The organism is Streptomyces sp. CB00316 (assembly GCF_001905595.1).
Taxonomy (GTDB): Bacteria; Actinomycetota; Actinomycetes; order Streptomycetales; family Streptomycetaceae; genus Streptomyces.
This window is the reverse complement of sequence record NZ_LIXI01000013.1, coordinates 16,421-36,583: the sequence shown is the minus strand read 5'-3', so window position 1 is coordinate 36,583 and position 20,163 is coordinate 16,421. Positions and strand designations below refer to the sequence as shown.

General features: G+C 70.7%; 23 protein-coding genes. 5 read left to right on the top strand and 18 right to left on the bottom strand.

What is annotated here, in order from left to right; genetic code table 11:
* The first annotated feature begins 27 nt into the window (after positions 1-27).
* Positions 28-414 (top strand): winged helix-turn-helix transcriptional regulator, encoded by a 387-nt coding sequence (locus AMK21_RS29925; RefSeq protein WP_073882295.1) that lies wholly within the window; start codon positions 28-30, stop codon positions 412-414.
* Here the strand turns inward: AMK21_RS29925 and mutM are convergent.
* The 9 genes from mutM to AMK21_RS29880 all read right to left on the bottom strand — a co-directional run bounded on the left by mutM (position 387) and on the right by AMK21_RS29880 (position 9,623).
* Positions 387-1,247: a bifunctional DNA-formamidopyrimidine glycosylase/DNA-(apurinic or apyrimidinic site) lyase gene (gene mutM, locus AMK21_RS29920; protein WP_073882294.1), complete on the bottom strand. Its 861-nt coding sequence runs from the start codon at positions 1,245-1,247 to the stop codon at positions 387-389. The genes AMK21_RS29925 and mutM overlap by 28 nt on opposite strands.
* A gap of 109 nt (positions 1,248-1,356) precedes the next feature.
* Entirely contained in the window at positions 1,357-2,181 is an 825-nt protein-coding gene (gene rnc / locus AMK21_RS29915) for a ribonuclease III (RefSeq protein ID WP_073882293.1), read from the bottom strand.
* A 19-nt stretch (positions 2,182-2,200) separates the two neighbouring features.
* Positions 2,201-2,374: a 50S ribosomal protein L32 gene (gene rpmF, locus AMK21_RS29910; protein WP_003965982.1), complete on the bottom strand. Its 174-nt coding sequence runs from the start codon at positions 2,372-2,374 to the stop codon at positions 2,201-2,203.
* Positions 2,375-2,376: 2 nt separating this feature from the next.
* A complete protein-coding gene (locus AMK21_RS29905; protein WP_073882292.1) occupies positions 2,377-3,048 on the bottom strand; it encodes a YceD family protein in 672 nt (223 codons plus the stop codon).
* Positions 3,049-3,219: 171 nt separating this feature from the next.
* The gene (locus AMK21_RS29900; RefSeq protein ID WP_073882291.1) at positions 3,220-4,362 is read right to left on the bottom strand and encodes an ATP synthase F0 subunit B; all 1,143 of its coding nucleotides are present in this window, start codon (positions 4,360-4,362) and stop codon (positions 3,220-3,222) included.
* Positions 4,363-4,461: 99 nt separating this feature from the next.
* Positions 4,462-4,941: a pantetheine-phosphate adenylyltransferase gene (coaD, locus tag AMK21_RS29895; RefSeq protein ID WP_032772528.1), complete on the bottom strand. Its 480-nt coding sequence runs from the start codon at positions 4,939-4,941 to the stop codon at positions 4,462-4,464.
* A 26-nt stretch (positions 4,942-4,967) separates the two neighbouring features.
* Positions 4,968-5,552, bottom strand: a complete 585-nt coding sequence (gene rsmD / locus AMK21_RS29890; protein WP_032757447.1) for a 16S rRNA (guanine(966)-N(2))-methyltransferase RsmD — start codon at positions 5,550-5,552, stop codon at positions 4,968-4,970.
* Between the two features lie 110 nt (positions 5,553-5,662).
* A complete protein-coding gene (recG, locus tag AMK21_RS29885; protein WP_199863309.1) occupies positions 5,663-7,873 on the bottom strand; it encodes an ATP-dependent DNA helicase RecG in 2,211 nt (736 codons plus the stop codon).
* Positions 7,874-7,922: 49 nt separating this feature from the next.
* Positions 7,923-9,623: a DAK2 domain-containing protein gene (locus AMK21_RS29880; RefSeq protein ID WP_073882290.1), complete on the bottom strand. Its 1,701-nt coding sequence runs from the start codon at positions 9,621-9,623 to the stop codon at positions 7,923-7,925.
* A gap of 255 nt (positions 9,624-9,878) precedes the next feature.
* On the opposite strand from AMK21_RS29880, the gene rpmB reads away from it, so the two are divergent.
* Positions 9,879-10,064, top strand: coding sequence for a 50S ribosomal protein L28 (rpmB, locus tag AMK21_RS29875; RefSeq protein WP_003965989.1), 186 nt, complete (start codon positions 9,879-9,881; stop codon positions 10,062-10,064).
* Between the two features lie 100 nt (positions 10,065-10,164).
* Here the strand turns inward: rpmB and thiD are convergent, their stop codons facing one another.
* A complete protein-coding gene (gene thiD, locus AMK21_RS29870) occupies positions 10,165-10,974 on the bottom strand; it encodes a bifunctional hydroxymethylpyrimidine kinase/phosphomethylpyrimidine kinase (RefSeq protein ID WP_073882289.1) in 810 nt (269 codons plus the stop codon).
* Between the two features lie 66 nt (positions 10,975-11,040).
* On the bottom strand, positions 11,041-12,012 hold the full coding sequence (locus AMK21_RS29865) for a thiamine-phosphate kinase (protein ID WP_030569648.1): 972 nt from the start codon (positions 12,010-12,012) through the stop codon (positions 11,041-11,043).
* A 240-nt stretch (positions 12,013-12,252) separates the two neighbouring features.
* Between AMK21_RS29865 and AMK21_RS29860 the strand changes: the two genes are divergently transcribed.
* Positions 12,253-12,486 carry an Lrp/AsnC family transcriptional regulator gene (locus tag AMK21_RS29860; RefSeq protein WP_015611652.1) on the top strand — a complete coding sequence of 78 codons (234 nt, stop codon included), beginning with the start codon at positions 12,253-12,255 and terminating at the stop codon, positions 12,484-12,486.
* 175 nt (positions 12,487-12,661) lie between these two features.
* On the opposite strand, the gene AMK21_RS29855 is transcribed toward AMK21_RS29860, so the two are convergent.
* Genes AMK21_RS29855 through AMK21_RS29845 form a run of 3 tightly spaced genes read right to left on the bottom strand, consistent with a single transcriptional unit; the run spans position 12,662 to position 15,631 of the window.
* Entirely contained in the window at positions 12,662-13,837 is a 1,176-nt protein-coding gene (locus AMK21_RS29855) for a D-alanine--D-alanine ligase family protein (RefSeq protein WP_073882288.1), read from the bottom strand.
* A gap of 34 nt (positions 13,838-13,871) precedes the next feature.
* Positions 13,872-14,882, bottom strand: a complete 1,011-nt coding sequence (locus tag AMK21_RS29850; protein WP_073882287.1) for an NAD(P)H-dependent glycerol-3-phosphate dehydrogenase — start codon at positions 14,880-14,882, stop codon at positions 13,872-13,874.
* Entirely contained in the window at positions 14,879-15,631 is a 753-nt protein-coding gene (locus tag AMK21_RS29845) for a lysophospholipid acyltransferase family protein (protein WP_073882286.1), read from the bottom strand. The genes AMK21_RS29850 and AMK21_RS29845 overlap by 4 nt, the downstream gene beginning before the upstream one ends.
* A gap of 162 nt (positions 15,632-15,793) precedes the next feature.
* Here AMK21_RS29845 and cofC point away from each other — a divergent pair, with 162 nt between their 5' ends.
* Both cofC and AMK21_RS29835 read left to right on the top strand, forming a co-directional pair.
* Entirely contained in the window at positions 15,794-16,486 is a 693-nt protein-coding gene (gene cofC, locus AMK21_RS29840) for a 2-phospho-L-lactate guanylyltransferase (protein ID WP_073882285.1), read from the top strand.
* Between the two features lie 10 nt (positions 16,487-16,496).
* Entirely contained in the window at positions 16,497-16,700 is a 204-nt protein-coding gene (locus tag AMK21_RS29835; protein WP_018509660.1) for a hypothetical protein, read from the top strand.
* 99 nt (positions 16,701-16,799) lie between these two features.
* Here the strand turns inward: AMK21_RS29835 and AMK21_RS29830 are convergent, their stop codons facing one another.
* From AMK21_RS29830 to leuC, 4 genes are all read right to left on the bottom strand, one after another.
* Positions 16,800-17,471 (bottom strand): HU family DNA-binding protein, encoded by a 672-nt coding sequence (locus AMK21_RS29830; protein WP_073882284.1) that lies wholly within the window; start codon positions 17,469-17,471, stop codon positions 16,800-16,802.
* A 142-nt stretch (positions 17,472-17,613) separates the two neighbouring features.
* Positions 17,614-17,841 carry a hypothetical protein gene (locus tag AMK21_RS29825; RefSeq protein WP_073882283.1) on the bottom strand — a complete coding sequence of 76 codons (228 nt, stop codon included), beginning with the start codon at positions 17,839-17,841 and terminating at the stop codon, positions 17,614-17,616.
* 104 nt (positions 17,842-17,945) lie between these two features.
* On the bottom strand, positions 17,946-18,539 hold the full coding sequence (leuD, locus tag AMK21_RS29820) for a 3-isopropylmalate dehydratase small subunit (protein WP_073882282.1): 594 nt from the start codon (positions 18,537-18,539) through the stop codon (positions 17,946-17,948).
* Positions 18,540-18,541: 2 nt separating this feature from the next.
* Positions 18,542-20,008, bottom strand: a complete 1,467-nt coding sequence (gene leuC, locus AMK21_RS29815) for a 3-isopropylmalate dehydratase large subunit (protein ID WP_073882281.1) — start codon at positions 20,006-20,008, stop codon at positions 18,542-18,544.
* Positions 20,009-20,163: the final 155 nt, after the last annotated feature.

Genomic DNA, 20,163 nt, shown 5'->3' with positions numbered 1-20,163 from the left:
AGCGCTGTGCGGGCGTAAGCTGCTGATATGGCCAGCGATACGGACGACCTCGCCTTCGACGTCTTCTCCCGGCAGTGCCCATCACGCTCCACGCTGGAGCACGCCACCGGCCGCTGGGGCAGCCTGACGCTGGGCGCCCTGTACGAGGAGAGCCTCCGGTTCAACGAGCTTCGCCGCCGGGTCGACGGGGTCAGCGAGAAGATGCTCTCCCAGACACTGCACGCCCTGGAGCGCGACGGGCTGGTCCTGCGGGAGGCCCAGCCGGTCAATCCGCCCCGGGTGGACTACGAGCTCACGCCGTTCGGCCGCGAGGTCGCGGGCAAGCTCCTCGGGCTCATCCATCTCGTCGAGGGGCGGATGGACGACGTACTCGCCGCCCGGACGCGTTACGACGAGGCGCGCGGCGGGCGCTGACAGCGCGGGCAGAAGTAGCTGGACCGGTTCATCCAGGCGCGGCGCAGCATCGGCGTCCCGCAGCGGCGGCACGGCTCGCCCTCCCGGCCGTACGCGTCGAGCGAGCGGTCGAAGTAGCCGGACTCGCCGTTCACGTTGACGTACAGGCTGTCGAAACTGGTGCCGCCCTGGGCGAGGGCCGCGTTCATGACGTCCCGGGCGTGGCCGAGCAGCTCGGCCGACTTCGGGCGGGTGAGGGTGGCGGTCGGCCGGTCGTAGTGCAGCCTGGCCCGCCAGAGCGCCTCGTCCGCGTAGATGTTGCCGACGCCGCTGATCAGCGACTGGTCCAGGAGCGCGCGCTTGACCGTCGTACGGCGCAGGCGCAGGGCCGTGTGGAACGCGGCGTCGTCGAAGAGCGGGTCGAGCGGGTCCCGGGCGATGTGCGCGATGGTGTCGGGCAGGCCGTCGGGGGTGGTGTCGTGGAGCGAGAGCCCGCCGAAGGTGCGCTGGTCGACGAAGCGCAGCTCGGTGCCGAGCGCGTCGTCGAACCGCATCCGGATCCGCAGGTGCTTCTCGTCGGGCGCTTCCGCGGGCTGCACCAGCAGTTGTCCGCTCATGCCGAGGTGGCCGAGCAGCGAGGAGGCGGCCTCGTCGATCGGCACCCAGAGGTACTTGCCGCGCCGCATCGCCGTACCGAACCGGACCCCGCGCAGCCGGGCGGCGAAGTCCACGCCGCCCGCGAGGTGCCGGCGGACCGAGCGCGGGTGCAGGACCTCGACATCGGTGACGGTGCGGCCGCTGACCCAGCGCTCCAGGCCCCGGCGTACGACTTCGACCTCGGGCAGCTCGGGCATGGTGGACCACTCCAGACACGACGACGGTAGTACGGGCGCGCGGGACCCGCTCCCCGGGACAGGGAGAACCCCCCGGTGCACAGGGCACCGAGGGGGTTCGGGTTCTGCTTCAGGCCGGAGCGGCGTCCGTGTTCGGCGACGGGTCGGCAGGGGTGTCGGCGGCCCCTCCGTCGGCCGCGGACTTCTCCGCGGCCTGCCGTGCCTCTGCGGCGGCGCTGATCTCACGCCAGGCGGATTCCGCCGCCTGCTGCTCCGCTTCCTTCTTGCTACGGCCGGTGCCGGTGCCGTACGAGACACCACCGACGCGAGCAGCAGCAGTGAAGGTCTTCTCGTGGTCCGGGCCGGTCTCCGTGACGAGGTACTCGGGGACTCCGAGGCTCTCGCTCGCGGTGAGCTCCTGGAGGCTGGTCTTCCAGTCCAGGCCGGCACCGAGGTTCGAGGACCTGTCGATCAGCGGGTCGAAGAGCCGGTGGACCAGCTCCGAGGCCACGCCGAGGCCCTGGTCGAGATAGACCGCGCCGATCACTGCTTCCAGTGTGTCGGCGAGGATGGAAGCCTTGTCCCGGCCACCCGTGCCCTCTTCACCGCGGCCGAGCCGGATGAAGGAGCCGAGTTCGAGGCCGCGGCCCACTTCCGCAAGTGCACGCGAGTTGACCACCGCGGCCCGCAACTTGGCCAGCTGGCCTTCGGGCAGGTCGGGGTGGGTGCGGTACAGCGTGTCCGTGACCACCAGGCCGAGCACCGAATCCCCGAGGAATTCGAGCCGCTCGTTGGTGGGCAGACCGCCGTTCTCGTATGCGTACGAACGGTGGGTCAGCGCACGCACCAGAAGGGCGGACTCGAGGTGATACCCGAGCCGCCCTTCCAGAAGCGTGTGGGACGAGGCTGTGTTGACGTTGTCTGCCTGCTTCTTGGCGCTGGACAACTCAGACATCGGGCCTCTCACCAGCCGCTCAGACCTCGAGGACCTGGCGCTTGTTGTAGGTGCCGCAGCTCGGGCACGCAATGTGCTGGAGCTTCGGCTCCTGGCAACGCTCGCACGAAACCAGGGTGGGGACCGCAGCCTTCCACTGCGACCGGCGGTGGCGCGTGTTGCTGCGCGACATCTTCCGCTTCGGAACAGCCACGGCTACTTCTCCTGCTTCTCGTCGACGCCCGGTTCGGCGCCGCCCATGTTGTCCTTCTCGCCGTCCTGAACGGTATCGGCGAGTCCTTGCAGTGCCGCCCAACGAATGTCGACGGCGTCGTGGTGGTGGCCCGGGTTCTCGTCCAGCCTGATTCCGCATTCGGAACACAGACCGGCGCAGGTCTCCTTGCACACCGGCTGCATGGGCAGTGCGAGCACTACCGCGTCACGCAGCACTGACTCGAGGTCGAACAAGCCGTCCTCGAGGAAGAACCTGTCCTCGTCGTCCTCGGCGTCGTCGGCCGGGTCCGCCGCACTGCTGCGGCCCCGGTCATCGGCGTCAGGGTACGAGAACATCTCCTGGAAATCCGCGTCGACCTCGACGGTCAGCGGCTCCAGACACCTTACGCACTCCCCTTCGGCGCTCGCACGGGCGGTACCTGTGACGAGCACCCCTTCCATGACCGATTCGAGTCGGAGGTCCAGCTCCAGGGGCGCGCCTTCCGGCACACCGATGACGCCGTCGATACCGAGAACCGGTGAACCGGGTGCGTCCACCGAGCGGGTCAGCCGCTTCAGGGCACCGGGACGCCGACCCAGCTCGCGCGTATCGAACACGAGAGGGTTGCGGTGGTCGAGGTGGCCGTTCAGGGCGTTTCCTGCTTTCGAAATCATGGGGTGCGGTGCTGCAAGGGGAGAGGCCGTCTACGGTCCGGAGTCAAATCGTCCCGATTCGTAGACGAAACGGGCAGCCGAGATCGCGGACCTATGTGCGACCGAGGATTCAGGATACTGGACGGACCGCTCAGCACCCAATCGGCCCAGGACTCCCCCGGACCCCTGCGGTCAGCGGCCCTCTTCGTAGCGGCGCAGCTGCTCCAGGTCGATCATGCTGGTGTCGAAGAGGCTGGTCTCGTCCAGCGCGCCCTGGTTCTGCTGGGCGGGCACCTGGGGCTGCTGCCGCCAGTCGTACTCCGGCTGGGCCTGCGGCTGGGGCGGGTACTGGTTCGGGTCGTAGGCGGGCTGCTGGTAGGCCGCGTACGGGTCCGGCACCTGCTGGTAGCCGTACGGGTCCTGGCCCTGCTGGTGCGGCGGCTGCTGCTGCTCCTGGTAGCCGTACGACGCCTGCGCGTACTCGCCCTGTCCGTACTCCGCCTGCGCGTAGCTCGGCTCGGGCTGCGGCGGCTGGGCCGGGTACTCCGGCTGCTGCTCCTGGTAGAGCGGCGGCTGGGCGGCCTGCGGCGGTGCCGGGGTGGCCAGCTCCGCGAGGCCCGCCAGGTAGTCGGCGTCGCTGGTGTGCCCCTGGGCGCCCGCCGCGTCCTGGGCGGCCATGTGGGCCCCGAGTTCGTCGGAGGCGACCCGGCCGTGCAGCTTCTGCCGGCCGCGGCCGACCGCCTCCAGGGTCTTGGCGAGCACCGCCTCGAAGGCGCCGAACTTGGCGTCCACGTACGCGTCGGCCCGCTGCTTCAGCGTCTCCGGGTCGGCGCTGCGCTCGGGGGCCTCGGCGAAGTCGGGGTCCTGGTAGCCCTGCTCGTCCAGGCCCTGGCCTCGGCCGAGGAGCTTCTCGCGGCCTCGGTCCACGGAGCCGATGGTCTTGGTGAGGACGACCTCGAAGTTGGCGAGCTTGCTGTCGACGTAGTCGTCGGCCTCGGCCCGGACCTCCTCGGCCTCGCGGCGGGCCTCGGAGAGGATCCGGTCGGCCTCGCTCTGCGACTGGCGGGCGATCTCCGTCTCGGCGATCAGCGAGGAGCGCTGAGCGTGCGCGGACTGGATGATCCGCTCGGCCTCCTGCCGGGCCTGCTCGGCGAACTGCTCCTGGCCGCCGATCAGCTCCTGGGCGTGGGCGAGCGAGCCGGGCAGGGCCTCGCGAACCTCTTCGAGCATGGCGAGCAGCTCGGCGCGGTTGACCACGCACGAGGCCGACATGGGCATGGCGCGGGCGTTCCCGACCGCTTCGACGATCTCGTCGAGCTTCTTCTGCACGTCCACCGTGTGCTCGCCACTCTCTGCTGCTCTGTTGGAGACGGACGGGACGACTGTAAGGCCAGTCGGCTGCCGCCCGACACCTGGTGACGACCCATCAGCCGCTCAGCGCTCGCCCAGCCGCTTCGTGAGCGCCTCGTGGACCGTGGGGGGCAGCAGGTGGGAGACGTCGCCACCCCAGGTCGCGACCTCCTTGACCAGCGAGGACGACAGGAAGCTGTACGTCGGGTTGGTCGGCACGAAGAGCGTCTCGACGCCGGAGAGGCCGTTGTTCATCTGGGCCATCTGGAGCTCGTAGTCGAAGTCGCTGACGGCCCGCAGGCCCTTCACGATCGCCGGGATCTCCCGCTGCTTGCAGAAGTCGACCAGCAGGCCGTGGAAGGACTCCACCTCCACGTTGCCGAAGCCGGCGGTGACCTCGCGGATCAGCTCGATCCGCTCGTCCACGGTGAACAGCCCCTTCTTGGACTGGTTGATCATCACCGCCACATGCACCACGTCGTACAGCTTCGAGGCTCGCTGGATGATGTCGAGATGTCCGTTGGTGATGGGGTCGAAAGACCCCGGACAGACGGCGCGGCGCACTGTGATTCCCTCGCTCTCCGGTCCGGTCATCGTGCGTCTTCGCACGTAGCGGCGGCGCGACCGTACCAAAGCGTTCCCTCGCCGTAGCGACGGGCCCGCAATGGCTCGAATCCGGCGGGCCAGCCGAATTCTCCGCCCCGGGTGCTGCGTTCCACCGTGACGAGCGCATCGGCTGTGAGCCACCCCTGAGCACGGAGTGTGAGCAGGATCTCGCGGAGGTCGTCGTCGGTGACGGCGTACGGCGGGTCCAGGAAGACGATGTCGTACGGGTCGGAGGGCGCCGGTCCTGTCACGATCTGCTCGGCTTTGCCGGTACGGACCTCGGCGCCGGGCAGGCCGAGGGTGCGGACGTTGTCCCGGACGGTACGGACCGCCTTCTGGTCCGCCTCGACGAGCAGGGCGTGGACCGCGCCCCGGGAGAGAGCTTCGAGGCCCACGGCGCCGGATCCGGCGTACAGATCGGCGACGCGGACGCCTTCGAGAGTGCCGAGCAGCGCTTCCCAGGTGGAGAAGAGGCCCTCCCGCGCACGGTCGGAGGTGGGGCGGGTGCCGGTGCCGGGCGGTACGGCCAGGCGGCGTCCGCCGGCCGATCCGGCGATCACGCGGGTCATGGGTGTCGGGTCCTCGGGGTCGGGGGCGTGTCCAGGCGCACGCGGAGGGGCGCGGGCCGTGCTTCCACGATATGGCGTGCGGCCCGGACCAGCAGGACGGCCCCGTGCGCTCACCCCTTGTCCAGGTACTCCTCGCGGTCCTTGTCCAGCAGCGCGGCCAGCACCGTACGCAGCTCCGGCAGGTGCTCCAGCTCCGGGTCGGCGGCGACGATCGCGACGGCCTCCTCGCGGGCGGCGGCGATGACCTCCTCGTCGTCGATGACGGTGAGCATCCGCAGCGAGGAGCGCACGCCGGACTGGGCCTGGCCCAGCACATCGCCCTCCCGGCGCTGCTCCAGGTCGATGCGGGAGAGCTCGAAGCCGTCGAGGGTGGCGGCAACGGCGGAGAGGCGGGCGCGGGCGGGGCTCGCCTCGTGGGCCTCGCTGACCAGCAGGCAGAGCCCGGGGGCCGAGCCACGGCCGACGCGGCCGCGGAGCTGGTGGAGCTGGGAGACGCCGAACCGGTCGGCATCCATGATCACCATGGCGGTGGCGTTGGGGACGTTGACGCCGACCTCGATGACGGTGGTGGCGACCAGGACGTCGACGTCCCCGGCGGCGAACCGGCGCATCACGTCGTCCTTCTCGTCGGGGTGCATCCTCCCGTGCAGCACCTCGACGCCCAGCCCGGCCAGCGCGCCCTCGCGGAGCTCGTCGGCGATGTCCAGGACGGCGAGGGGCGGCCGCTTCTCGGGGTCCTCCTCGGGAGCCTTCTTCTTGGCCTTGCCCTTCTTCCCCTCCTCCTCCGCGTCGTCGCCGATGCGGGGGCAGACCACGTACGCCTGGTGGCCGTTCTCCACCTCCTCGCGGACGCGCTCCCAGGCGCGGGCGAGGAAGTGCGGCTTGTCCTTGGCGGGGACGACGTGGCTGGCGATCGGGGAGCGGCCGGCCGGGAGCTGGTCCAGGACGGAGGTCTCCAGGTCGCCGAAGACCGTCATCGCGACCGTACGGGGGATGGGGGTGGCGGTCATGACGAGGAGGTGGGGCGGCTGCTTGCCCTTGGAGCGCAGGGCATCACGCTGCTCCACGCCGAAGCGGTGCTGCTCGTCGACCACGACCAGGCCCAGATCGTGGAACTGGACCTTGTCCTCGATGAGGGCGTGGGTGCCGATGACGATTCCGGCCTCGCCGGTGACCAGGTCGAGCAGGGCCTGGCGGCGGGCCGCCATGCCCATGGAGCCGGTGAGCAGGACGACCTTTGTCCCCCGGTCCGAGCCGCCGAGCATGCCGCCCTCGGCCAGCTCGCCCATCATCTCGGTGATGGAGCGGTGGTGCTGCTGGGCGAGGACCTCGGTGGGCGCGAGCATCGCGGCCTGGCCGCCCGCGTCGACGACGGTGAGCATGGCGCGCAGGGCCACCATGGTCTTCCCGGAGCCGACCTCGCCCTGGAGGAGGCGGTGCATGGGGTGCTCGGTGGCCAGGTCGTCGAAGATCTCCTTGCTGACCTTCTGCTGGCCCTCGGTGAGGGTGAACGGCAGCTTCGCGTCGAAGGCGTCCAGCAGGCCGTCGGCGACGGGGCGGCGGGCGGCGGCGGGGAGCTGGGTGTCGGCGTACCGGCGGCGGGCCAGGGCGACCTGGAGGACGAACGCCTCGTCCCACTTGAGCCGGGCCTTCGCGTCCTCCACATCCGCCTTCGTCTGCGGCCGGTGTACCTTCAGCAGGGCCTCGGGCAGCGGGGTGAAGTCACGGCCCTCGCGCAGGGAGGCGGGCAGCGGGTCCACCGCGTCCTGCGCGCTGGGCAGTACGGCGTCGACGGCCTTGGCGATCCGCCAGGAGTCCAGCTGCTTGCAGGCGGGGTAGATCGGCAGCAGCCGTCCGGCGAAGCCGTCCACGGCCTCTGTCGCCTCGTCGGAGTCGGAGGCGTCGAGCAGTTGGTACGTGGGATGGGCCAGCTGCATCTTCCGGTTGAAGACGGAGACCTTGCCCGCGAACATCGCCCGGCGGCCCGGGAGCAGCTCCTTGTGCGGCTTGTGGACGCCGTGGCCGAAGAAGACCAGCTGGAGGCGGCCGCTGCCGTCGGTGAGGGTGACCTCCAGGCGCTTGCCCCGGCCGTTGTTGAACATCAGGATGCGGGCGTCGGCGACCTGGGCGACGACCGTGACGTGCTCGTCCAGCGGGAGGTCGGCCAGCGCGGTCAGCTTGCCGCGCTCCTCGTACCGCCGCGGGTAGTGGTGCAGCAGATCACCGACCGTGTGCAGGTCGAGGTGTTCGGCCATCACCTTCGCGGTGGCTCCGCCGAGCAGCTTCTTGAGAGGTTCATCGAACGAGGACACGCGATCCATTGCACACCACGGCACTGACACCTGTCCGCCGGGCACGGCCGCGATGCGGCTACTCGACGCCGATCAGCAGCGGTGCGCGCTGGTGTCCCCCGCGGTAGACCACCGTGTCGACGGCGAGGTGGCCCCCGCGTACGTGCTCCTCCAGCGCCTCGGCGAGGGCGTCCGGGACGCCCTCGCCGAGGACGAGGGTGACCAGTTCGCCGCCGGCCGCCAGCATCCGGTCCAGCACGGTGCGGGCGGTGGCCTGGACGTCGGCGCCGATGACGGCCACGTCCCCGTCGATCAGGCCGAGGATGTCACCGGCCTGGCAGATACCCGCCATGGTCCACGACTGGCGCTCGGCGACGGCCAGTTCGGCGTAGCGGGTGGCACCGGCGGCGGCCGTCATGGCGACCACGTCCTCGTCGAAGCCACGGTCCGGTTCGTGGACGGCGAGGGCGGCGATGCCCTGGACGGCGGCGCGGGTGGGGACGAGGGCGACCCTGACCCCCTCGGTCCTGGCCTGCTCGGCCGCGGCGGCCGCGGTGTGGCGCAGGGCCGCGTCGTTGGGCAGCAGCACCACCTCGCGGGCGTGGGCGCGGCGGATGGCGTCGACCAGTTCGCCGCTGGCGGGGGGTTCGCCGGGGCGGGCGATCACGGTGGTGGCGCCGGCCTCGGTGCAGAGCCCGGCGAGGCCGTCGCCGGGGACCACGACGACGACGGCGCGCTGGGCGGGTTCGGCCTGGACGCGGACGTCGTGGCCGCTCTCGGTGGCGAAGTGGGTGATCCGGATCCGGTACGGCCGCCCGGCCTCGACGCCCGCCTCCACCGCGGCCCCGGCGTCGTCGACATGGACGTGGACGTGCCAGAGCCCGTCGCCTCCCACCACGACCAGGGAGTCGCCGAGCGCGTCGAGCCGGGTCCGCAGCCGGTCCACCCGCTCGTCGCGGGCCTCCAGGAGGTAGATCACCTCGAAGGCGGGACCGCCGCCCTCGAGGTCCTCGGGGCAGTCGAGCGGGCCTTCCCCCACAGCAGGGCCGCCCACGGGTACGCCCCCCACCGGAAGCCCCACCACCGACCCACCGTCCACGGGAGCCGCCACCTTCCCGGACCCGGCGCGGGGCCCCCGTACCGGAGCCTGCCCGGTCACCGCCTCCACCAGCGCCCCCAGGACCGCCACCAGCCCCCGCCCCCCCGCGTCCACGACACCGGCCCGGCCGAGCACGGCGAGCTGCTCCGGGGTCTTCGCCAGGGCGGCGCGCGCGCCCTCGTACGCGGCGCTCACCACCGCGCGCAACTCCCGCTCATCGCCCTGCGCGGCCTCGGCGGCTGCCGTGGCAACGGTCAGCACCGTGCCCTCCACCGGGTGGGCGACGGCCTGCCGGGCGGCGGCGGCGGCCCGGGTCAGGGCGAGGCGCAGACGGGCCGCGTCACCGCCGTCGGCCAGCACCCCGGCCATGCCGCGCAGGAGCTGGGCCAGGATCGTGCCGGAGTTCCCCCGGGCGCCGATCAGGGCGCCGTGCGCCATGGCGCGTACGGCGTCGGCGGTGGCAGGTGCGGTGGCACCGGTCTCATGGGCGGCGAAGACCGCTTCGACGGCCGCGGCGGCGGACTCGACGGTCAGATAGAGGTTGGTGCCGGTGTCCCCGTCGGCGATGGGATAGACGTTGATCGCGTCGATCTCCGCGCGCTCCCGGCCCAGGGCCTCCAGGGCCAGTGAGCACCAGGTGCGCACCACGACGGCGTCCAGATCGTCGGGGAGCTGCGGCACCGATGGTCCTCCTTGAAGCGGCCGTGGCAACGGGCTGCACCGCAGGTTAGCCCGCTTGTGGGGGTCCCGTCCGGGACAGGGGGCGGGAGGACGGTGGGCCAACCCGTGGTAGTTTCGTATCTCCGAAGCAGGCGTTGTATGCTGCTTCGGTTGCCCGATGAGAGTCGGGCCATTCCTCCGGTACCGCCACTTCATTCAATGATTCCGGCGCGCCGGAATTCACTGTAAGTGCATCTGAAGTCTTTGGAGTGACCCGTGGCTGCCAACTGCGACGTTTGCGGCAAGGGGCCGAGCTTCGGCAACAGCATTTCGCACTCGCACCGCCGTACGTCCCGTCGCTGGAACCCCAACATCCAGCGCGTGCGTGCCGTGGTCGGTCGGACGCCGAAGCGGCTCAACGTCTGCACCTCGTGCATCAAGGCCGGCAAGGTCGCGCGCTGACGTCTCCGTCGTAGCGCAGCCTTCCGGTTGCCCAAAAAGCCGGTCCATCTCGGTGGACCGGCTTTTTGCTGTGCTCATCCTGCCTGTGCTCAGGCGCTGATCAGTGGGCCTGCCGGGTCCGCCAGCCGTGGTCGACCGGGCCGATGCCGCCGCCCAGTGCGAATCCGGCCCGGATCGCGCCGGTGACGTACGCCTTCGCGTCCGCCACCGCTGTCGGCACGTCCCGGCCGAGCGCGAGCCCGGAGGCGATGGCGGAGGCGAGGGTGCAGCCGGTGCCATGGGTGTGCCGGTTGTCGTAGCGGGGGGCGCGCAGCCAGTGTTCCGCGCTCCCGTCGGTGAGCAGGTCGACCGCCTCGCCGGGCAGGTGGCCGCCCTTGATGAGCGCCCAGCGCGGTCCGAACGCGAGGATCTCCTCTGCGGCCCGGCGCATGCCGTCCTCGTCGGTGACGTGTACGCCGGTGAGCTGGGCCACTTCGTCGAGGTTCGGGGTGGCCACGGTGGCGACGGGCAGCAGCTTCGTCCGTAGGGAATCGAGAGCCTCGGCGGCGAGCAGCGCGTCCCCGTGCTTGGAGACCCCGACCGGGTCGACGACGACGGGGGCGTCCGTCCCGGCCAGGAGTTCGGCGACGGTCTCGACGAGCGCGGCCGAGGCGAGCATCCCTGTCTTCACCGCCTGGACGCCGATGTCGTCGACGACGCTGCGGTACTGGGCGCGTACGGCGTCCACCGGGAGCTCCCAGGCGCCGTGGACGCCGAGGGAGTTCTGCGCGGTGACGGCGGTGAGCACGCTCATGCCGTGCACGCCGAGGGCGAGCATGGTCTTGAGGTCGGCCTGGATCCCCGCACCGCCGCCGGAGTCGGATCCGGCGACGGTGAGGACGCGGGGCGGTGCAGCGGTACGTATGGGCATACACAGCAATCTAGTACGCGCCCGCGCACGCCAGGGGTTCACGCGTGAGCCCTGTGCTCGGCCCCGCTAGTAGGTGTCCTCGATCGCGCCGAAGTGGTCCCAGCCGCCCTTGCTGGTCCAGGGCGCCCCGTCCACGGTGACCTGGGGCAGGGCGGAGGGGTTGAGGACCTCCCCGATCACCTTCCAGCGGGCGGGGAGCTTCACGTCGGGCGGGAAGGTCGCCACGATCGCGTGGTCCTCTCCCCCGGTCAGCACCCACTGGAGCGGGTCGACGCCGACGGCCTGGCCGATGTCGGACATCTGCGAGGGGATGTCGATGAGGCCGGAGCGCAGGTCGATGCGGACCTTGCTGGCCTCGGCGATGTGCCCGAGGTCCGCGACGAGCCCGTCGCTCACGTCGGTCATCGCGGTGGCGCCGAGTCCGGCGGCCGCGGGGCCCGCGTGGTACGGCGGTTCGGGGCGGCGGTGGGCCTCCACGAAGGCGCGGGGCGAGCGGAAGCCGCGGGAGAGCACGGCGTATCCGGCGGCGGACCAGCCGAGCCAGCCGGTGACGGCGACGACGTCGCCGGGCCGGGCGCCGGCGCGGGTGACCGGCTCGTGGTTGCGCAGGTCGCCGAGGGCGGTGATGGCGACGGTGATGGTGTCGCCGCCGACCACGTCGCCGCCGACGACGGCCGCCCCCGCCACCTGGCACTCGTCACGCAGCCCGTCCATCAGCTCGGCGGCCCAGGTGACCGGGAGGTCGGCGGGGACGACGAGGCCGAGGAGCAGCGCGGTGGGCACGGCACCCATGGCCGCGATGTCGGCGAGGTTCTGCGCCGCCGCCTTGCGGCCGACGTCGTACGCCGTCGACCAGTCGCGGCGGAAGTGCCGCCCTTCCAGCAGGATGTCCGTACTGGCCACGACCCTGCGGTCGGGAGCGGCCACGACCGCGGCGTCGTCGCCGGGCCCCAGCCGTACCGCCGGAGTGGTGGTGAGCCGGGACGTGAGCTCTCTGATGAGCCCGAACTCCCCCAACTCGCCCACGGTTCCCTTCACCGAGTCTCACCTCTCATCTATCGCCCCGGACACCCGTCCGGGCCCCCGGTCGCGAGCCTTCACTGCTGTCGGTACCGTCAGGGGAGCCGCCGGCACCGTCAAGGGATACGTCAACTTCCGCACTCCGCACGCCACGCTGTGGACGTCACACGGCCCATAGGTCTCCCCGTCACCCTCGGCGACGCGATAACGTGGCGTCCCTTTCCCCCACATGATCCTCGTGGCCGCCCTGGAGGTTCCGTGGTACAGGCGTACATCCTCATCCAGACCGAGGTGGGCAAGGCGTCGATCGTCGCCGAGACCATTTCCAAGATTCCGGGAGTCATCCAGGCAGAGGACGTCACCGGTCCGTACGACGTGATCGTGCGGGCCCAGGCAGACACGGTCGATGCACTCGGCCGCATGGTGGTCGCCAAAGTGCAGCAGGTGGACGGCATCACGCGCACCCTGACCTGTCCGGTCGTCCACCTCTGACCCCCGTCCGGTGCCGCGCGTGGGACGCACGGCCGGTTCTCCGCCCCGGCACCGTGCTCTCCGCGCGCTGACGGGGCGATCGTACTGCGCTGCGGCGCTCCCCCGTCCACGAAGACATCCGCACCCACGCCCGGAAGGCCGGGACGGCCCCGGCCGTCCCGGCCTTCCGGGTCTCTCAGCGCAGTCCGGTGGAGCGGGTCAACGCGGCCTGGATCAGCCGGTCGACCAGCTCCGGGTAGCTCACGCCGCTCTCCTGCCACATGCGCGGGTACATGGAGATCGGGGTGAAACCCGGCAGGGTGTTGATCTCGTTGATGACGAAGGTGCCGTCCTCGGTGAGGAAGAAGTCGGCGCGCACCAGCCCCTCGCAGGAGGTGGCGTCGAAGGCCGCGACGGCGAGCCGCTGGACCTCGGCGGTCTCCTCCTCGGTGAGCGGTGCGGGCACCAGACCGGCGGCCGAGTCGATGTACTTCGCCTCGAAGTCGTAGAACTCGTGCGCGGTGACCGGGGGGATCTCGGCGGGCACGCTGGCGCGCGGGCCGTCCTCGAACTCCAGCACCCCGCACTCGATCTCGCGGCCGCGCAGCAGCGACTCCACGAGGAACTTGGGGTCGTGGCGGCGGGCCTCCTCGATCGCCGCGTCGAGGCCGGAGAGCTCGTCGACCTTGGTGATGCCCATGGAGGAGCCGCCGCGGGCGGGCTTGATGAAGAGCGGCCAGCCGTGCTCACCGGCGAAGTCCACGATCCGCTTGCGTACGGCGGAGGGGTCGCGGTCCCACTCGCGCGGGCGGACGACCTCGTACGGTCCGACGGGCAGGCCGAAGGAGATGAAGACGCGCTTCATGTACTCCTTGTCCTGGCCGACGGCCGAGGCGAGGACGCCCGCGCCGACGTAGGGCACACCGGAGAGTTCGAGCAGCCCCTGGAGGGTGCCGTCCTCCCCGTACGGACCGTGCAGCACCGGGAAGACGACGTCGACCTCGCCGAGCGCCTTGGGCACCGAGCCGGGTTCGGTGTAGACGACCTCACGGCTGCCCGGGTCCACGGAGAGCACGACGCTGCCCTCGGTGGACTCGGCGAGCCGGTCCACGTCGGGGACCTTGCGGTCGGCGATGGCCATGCGTTCGGGATCGTCCGCGGTGAGCGCCCAGCGGCCGTCCGTCGTGATGCCGATCGGCAGGACGTCGTACTTCGTCCGGTCGATGGCCTTCATGACGGCGCCGGCCGTGACGACCGAGATGCCGTGTTCGGAGCTGCGGCCGCCGAACACGACGGCCACACGCGGCTTGCGGCGCTGCTGCTCAGGGCTCTCGGGGCGCTCAGGGCTCTGGGGGAGGTTCTCGCTGCTCATATCGCGATGAGCGTACCTGCTGGTAAGGGAGACGTCAGCGCCGCTCGGCCTTGGCGCTCCGCGACATCAGCTCCTTGACCGCGACGACCGGCGACTTGCCCTCGTGGACGATCGAGACGACCGTCTCCGTGATGGGCATGTCGACCCCGTGCCGACGCGCCAGGTCGAGGACCGATTCGCAGGACTTGACGCCCTCGGCGGTCTGCTTGGTGACGGCGATCGTCTCCTGGAGCGTCATGCCGCGACCGAGGTTGGTACCGAAGGTGTGGTTGCGCGAGAGCGGCGAGGAGCAGGTGGCCACCAGGTCGCCCAGGCCCGCGAGTCCGGAGAACGTCAGCGGGTCGGCGCCCATGGCCACGCCCAGGCGGGTGGTCTCGGCGAGGCCGCGGGTGATGAGGGAGCCCTTGGTGTTGTCGCCGAGGCCCATGCCGTCCGCGATGCCGACGGCTAGGCCGATGACGTTCTTCACGGCGCCGCCGAGCTCGCAGCCGACCACGTCGGTGTTGGTGTAGGGGCGGAAGTACGGGGTGTGGCAGGCGGCCTGGAGTCGCTGGGCGACGGACTCGTCGGCGCAGGCGACGACGGCCGCGGCGGGGCGGCGCTCGGCGATCTCCTTGGCGAGGTTGGGGCCGGAGACGACGGCGATGCGGTCGGCGGTCACCTTGGTGACGTCCGCGATGACCTCGCTCATGAGCTTGGCGGTGCCCAGCTCTACGCCCTTCATCAGGGAGACCAGGACGGTGTCCCGCTCCAGGTGCGGGGCCCAGTCGGCGAGGTTGGCGCGCAGCGTCTGGGAGGGCACGACGAGGAAGGCGAACTCGGCTCCGCGCAGCGCCTCGGCGGCGTCGGTGGTGGCGCGGATCGAGGCGGGGAGCTCGATGCCCGGCAGGTAGTCCGGGTTCATGCGGGTGGTGTTGACGGTCTCGGCGACCTCGGCCCGGCGTCCCCAGAGGGTGACCTCGCAGCCCGCGTCGGCGAGGATCACGGCGAACGCCGTACCCCATGAGCCGGTTCCGAAGACGGCTGCTTTTACGGGGTGCGTCACGTGGATCCCTTTCCCTGCGCCCTGCGCCGTTGTTCAGCACGGGCTTTGCGGTGATCGTAGAGCTCGGTGGGGGCCTTCTCCCCGCGTACGTCCTCCAGCTGGCGGGTGATCGCGGCCATGATGACCTCGGTCGCCTGGCGCAGCGCCTCGGGCGTCGGCTCGACATCGTAGAAGCGGCTGAGGTCGACGGGAGGACCTGCCTGGACCGTCAGCGTCTTGCGGGGGAACAGCTGGAGCTTGTTCTCCTTGGCGTACGGCGGCATCGCGAGGTTGGCGCCCCACTGGGCGACCGGGATGACCGGGGCCTTGGTCATCAGCGCGACCCGGGCGGCGCCGGTCTTGCCGGCCATCGGCCACATGTCGGGGTCACGGGTGAGGGTGCCCTCGGGGTAGAAGGCGACGCACTCGCCGCGCTCGATGGCGTCGACCGCGGCCCGGAAGGCGTCCAGGGCGTTGGTCGTCTCGCGGTAGACGGGGATCTGGCCGGTGCCGCGCAGCATCATCCCGACGAAGGGGGTGCGGAAGAGGCCGGCCTTGGCCAGGAGCCGGGGCGCGCGTCCGGTGTTGTACTGGAAGTGGCCGTAGGAGAGCGGGTCAAGATACGAGTTGTGATTGACGGCGGTGATGAATCCGCCGTCGGCCGGAACGTGTTCCATCCCCCGCCAGTCGCGCTTGAACAGAACCACCAATGGCGGCTTGGCGATAGCCGCCGCCAGGCGGTACCAGAAGCCGATTCTGCGGCGGGACACTCGGACACCTTCCTCTAAGGACCTCATCGGAACTCTTGACCTGTTGCCGGCTACTGACAGTCAAGTCTCGCCCCAGGCCCCTCCTCTGTCGAGAACACCGTACGCCTCGCCCCCGGGCCCGGGACTCCGGGTTGTCGTAGCGGCAGGCGAGAATAGGTCCTCATGCGCACGGAGGGGGCGATCGCCACGAACACCGATCCGGCGGGGCCCTGGTCCCTGGTCGTTCCGCTAAAGCCGCTCGCGCGGGCCAAGAGCCGCTTGGGGCGGGCCGCGGGCGAGCTCGCCCGGCCGCGCCTGGCCCTGGCCTTCGCCCAGGACACGGTGGCGGCGGCGCTCTCCTGTTCCCGGGTGCGGGATGTGGTGGTCGTCACGGACGACGCGGCGGCCGGGGCGGCCCTTTCGGCGCTCGGCGCCCGGATCGTGCCGGACGTCCCGGCGGCCGGGCTCAACGCCGCGCTGGCGTACGGGGCGCGTTCGGTGCGGACCCTCGCGCCCGCCGTCCCGGTGGCCGCTCTCAACGCGGATCTGCCGGCCCTGCGCGCCGGAGAATTGGCTCGGGTGCTCGATTTCGCCTCCGCTTTTCCCCGGGCATTTCTCCGGGACGCGGCGGGAATCGGAACGACATTTCTGTCCTGTGCCGGCGGCACGGAATTGCGCCCCGTTTTCGGCGGCCCCTCCGCCGCCCGGCATCTGGCTTCGGGCGCGGTGGAAATAACGCTGCCCGGGGTCGACTCGGTGCGCCGGGACGTGGATACGGGCGAGGACCTGGAGGTGGCCCGGACCCTCGGGGCGGGGCCGTACACGGTGCGGCTCGCTCTCGCGCTGGCTCGCGAGGCCCTGGCTCCGGACCGATAGGCTGCCGTCCATGCAGGCGACCTCCTACACGTACGACCCCGAGACCCGGACCGGCAGCGTGCTGCTGGACGACGGCACCCCGGTGGAGTTCGACGCCCCGGCCTTCGACGCGGGCGGTCTGCTGCTGCTGCGTCCGGGGCAGCGGGTGCGGATCGAGGGCGAAGGCGAAGGCGCCGCCCTGCGGATCACGCTGGTGACGCTGCAGACGTTCTAGAGCGTACGGAGGCGTAGGGCCCCCGGACAGCCCGCGGGCCGGGCTCCCCCTGAGGGGAGCCCGGCCCGGCGCGTGTGAGGAGCGAGCAGGTGCCCGGTCTCACTTCTTGCGTGCGGTGGCCTTCTTGGCCGTGGTGGTGCGCGCCGTGGTCTTCTTCGCGGGCGCCTTCTTCGCCGTGGCCTTCTTGGCGGGCGCGGTCTTGCTGGGCGAGGCCTTCTTGGCGGTCGTGGTTGCCTTCTTCGCCGGGGTCGCCTTCTTCGCGGCCGGCGTGGCCTTCTTCGCCGTGGTCTTCTTGGCGGCGGCCTTCTTGGCGGTGGCGGTGGTCTTCTTCGCCGGTGCCACGGCCTTCGTGGCGGTGGCCTTCTTGGCCGTGGCCTTCTTGGCGGCCGACTTCTTGGCTGCGGCGGCCTTGACCGTCGTACGGGCGGCGGAAGATCCGCCCGAGAGGCTGCCCTTGGGAGCCTTCTTCACGGCCACGTCGTTCTTGGGGAGCTTCTTGGAGCCGCTCACCAGGTCCTTGAACCCCTGGCCCGCGCGGAAGCGAGGCACCGAGGTCTTCTTGACCCGGACGCGCTCACCCGTCTGCGGGTTACGGGCGTACCGGGCGGGGCGGTCGACCTTCTCGAACGAGCCGAAGCCGGTGACCGAGACACGGTCCCCTGCGACAACGGCACGGACGATCGCGTCGAGTACCGCGTCGACAGCGTCTGCGGCCTGCTGGCGGCCGCCGACCTTGTCGGCAATCGCTTCTACGAGCTGCGCCTTGTTCACGTCTTCCCCTTCGGAGACATTGCCAGAACGAAACTGTTCAGGCTTTTTCGCACGTTAGGCAGATATATACCGCAAATCAAACACGAAACGGGCTAATCACCCTAGTGCCGCAACGAAGTCGACCGATGCGCAGTTCCACGTGTCAGTCACCTTCGGGGAATCGGCCCTCATCGAGGTCCTTCATCAACCGGTCCAGACGCCTTGCCGCGTCCGGGAGATCGTGCTTCGCCGCGGCCGTGACGACCAGCAGCTTCCGGGAGAGCGTCATCCGTACGCTCTCCGGGACTTGCAGTGCACGCACCTTCGCGTGCGCTTCCTTCAACTGGTCGGCGACTTGGCCATAGAGCTTGAGTTGGCTGTCGCGTTCCATGCACCGATTGTGCCATCTGGGGCGAGTTGTCGCCCGAGGGGGGCTCAACAAGCGACTGCGCCCCCTGCCCGGAGGCAGGGGGCGCAGTCATGGAAAAGCGCTGCTCAGGCGTCAATTGTACGCGGTTTGTGGGACGGCCTGGCCGCCTCGTAAGCCGCGATGTCCGCTTCGTTCTGAAGGGTGAGGCTGATGTCGTCGAGGCCGTTGAGCAGTCGCCAGCGGGCGTTCTCGTCCAGCTCGAAGTCGGCGGTGATGCCCTCGGCGCGGACCTGGCGGGTCTCCAGGTCGACGGTGACCTCGACGGTCGGGTCGGCCTCGGTCAGCTCCCAGAGGGCGTCGACGACCTTCTGCTCCAGGACCACGGTCAGCAGGCCGTTCTTCAGCGAGTTGCCCCGGAAGATGTCGGCGAAGCGGGAGGAGATGACGGTCTTGAAGCCGAAGTTCTGCAGGGCCCAGACGGCGTGTTCGCGGGAGGAGCCCGTACCGAAGTCGGGCCCGGCCACCAGGACCGAGGCACCCTGGCGCTCGGGGCGGTTGAGGACGAAGTCGGCGTCCTTGCGCCAGGCTTCGAAGAGCCCGTCCTCGAACCCGTCGCGGGTGACCTTCTTCAGCCAGTGGGCGGGGATGATCTGGTCCGTGTCGACGTTGCTGCGGCGCAGCGGGACGGCCCGGCCGGTGTGCGTGGTGAAGGCTTCCATGGCTATCGGACTCCGGCGGGGGTACGGGTGTCGGACAGGTCGGCGGGCGAGGCCAGATGGCCCAGCACGGCGGTGGCGGCGGCGACCTGGGGCGAGACCAGGTGGGTGCGGCCGCCCTTGCCCTGCCGGCCCTCGAAGTTGCGGTTCGAGGTGGAGGCGGAGCGCTCGCCGGGGGCCAGCTGGTCGGGGTTCATACCGAGGCACATCGAGCAACCCGCGTGCCGCCATTCGGCGCCGGCCCCGGTGAAGACCTTGTCCAGGCCCTCGGAGACGGCCTGGAGGGCGACCCGGACGGAGCCGGGGACGACCAGCATCCGTACACCGTCGGCGACTTTGCGGCCGTCCAGGATCGCGGCGGCGTTGCGCAGGTCCTCGATGCGGCCGTTGGTGCACGAACCTACGAAGACGGTGTCCACGCTGATCTCGCGCAGCGGCTGTCCGGCGGTCAACCCCATGTACTCCAGAGCCTTTTCGGCGGCGTTGCGCTCCGAGGCGTCCTCGTACGAAGCCGGGTCGGGGACGTTGGCGGAGAGCGGCGCGCCCTGGCCGGGGTTGGTGCCCCAGGTGACGAACGGGGCCAGTTCGGTGGCGTCGATGACGACCTCGGCGTCGAACACCGCGTCGTCGTCCGAGCGCAGCGTCTTCCAGTACGCGACGGCCGCGTCCCACTCCTCACCCTGGGGGGCGCGGTCGCGGCCCTCCAGGTAGGCGAAGGTGGTCTCGTCCGGGGCGATCATGCCCGCGCGGGCACCGGCCTCGATCGACATGTTGCAGATGGTCATCCGGGCTTCCATCGAGAGCTTCTCGATGGCGGAGCCGCGGTATTCGAGAATGTAGCCCTGACCGCCGCCGGTGCCGATGCGGGTGATGATCGCCAGGATCAGGTCCTTGGCGGTGACGTCCTCGGGCAGTTCGCCGTCGACCGTGATCGCCATGGTCTTCGGGCGGGCCAGCGGCAGCGTCTGGGTGGCCAGGACGTGCTCCACCTGGCTGGTGCCGATGCCGAACGCCAGCGCGCCGAACGCCCCGTGCGTGGAGGTGTGGGAGTCGCCGCAGACCACGGTGGTGCCGGGCTGGGTCAGGCCCAGCTGCGGGCCGACCACGTGCACGACGCCCTGCTCGACGTCGCCGAGCGGGTGCAGCCGTACGCCGAAGTCCGCGCAGTTCTTGCGCAGGGTCTCCAACTGGGCGCGGGAGACCGGGTCGGCGATCGGCTTGTCGATGTCGAGGGTCGGGGTGTTGTGGTCCTCGGTGGCGATGGTGAGGTCGAGGCGTCGCACCGGACGTCCGGCCTGGCGCAGACCGTCGAAGGCCTGCGGGCTGGTCACCTCGTGCAGCAGGTGCAGATCGATGAAGAGAAGGTCGGGCTCGCCCTCCGCGCGCCAGTGGGGGCTCCCCTGGTCGAGCGAAGTCGAGAGCTTGGGGATGACATGGTCGTCCCAGACCTTCTCCGCGAGTGTCCTACCCATCGCTTTCCCTCCGGCCGGCGTCTTCGCCGGCCCAACTAGAGATTCCGTGCGCCGCCGTCCGGATCCCCTGCGGGGCGGTGGCTGCGGGCCGTTGTGGGGCCGCCCGTACAGGTTCGCAACTTCCGCCGAAAATTGAACTTGCGTTTCACAGAGTG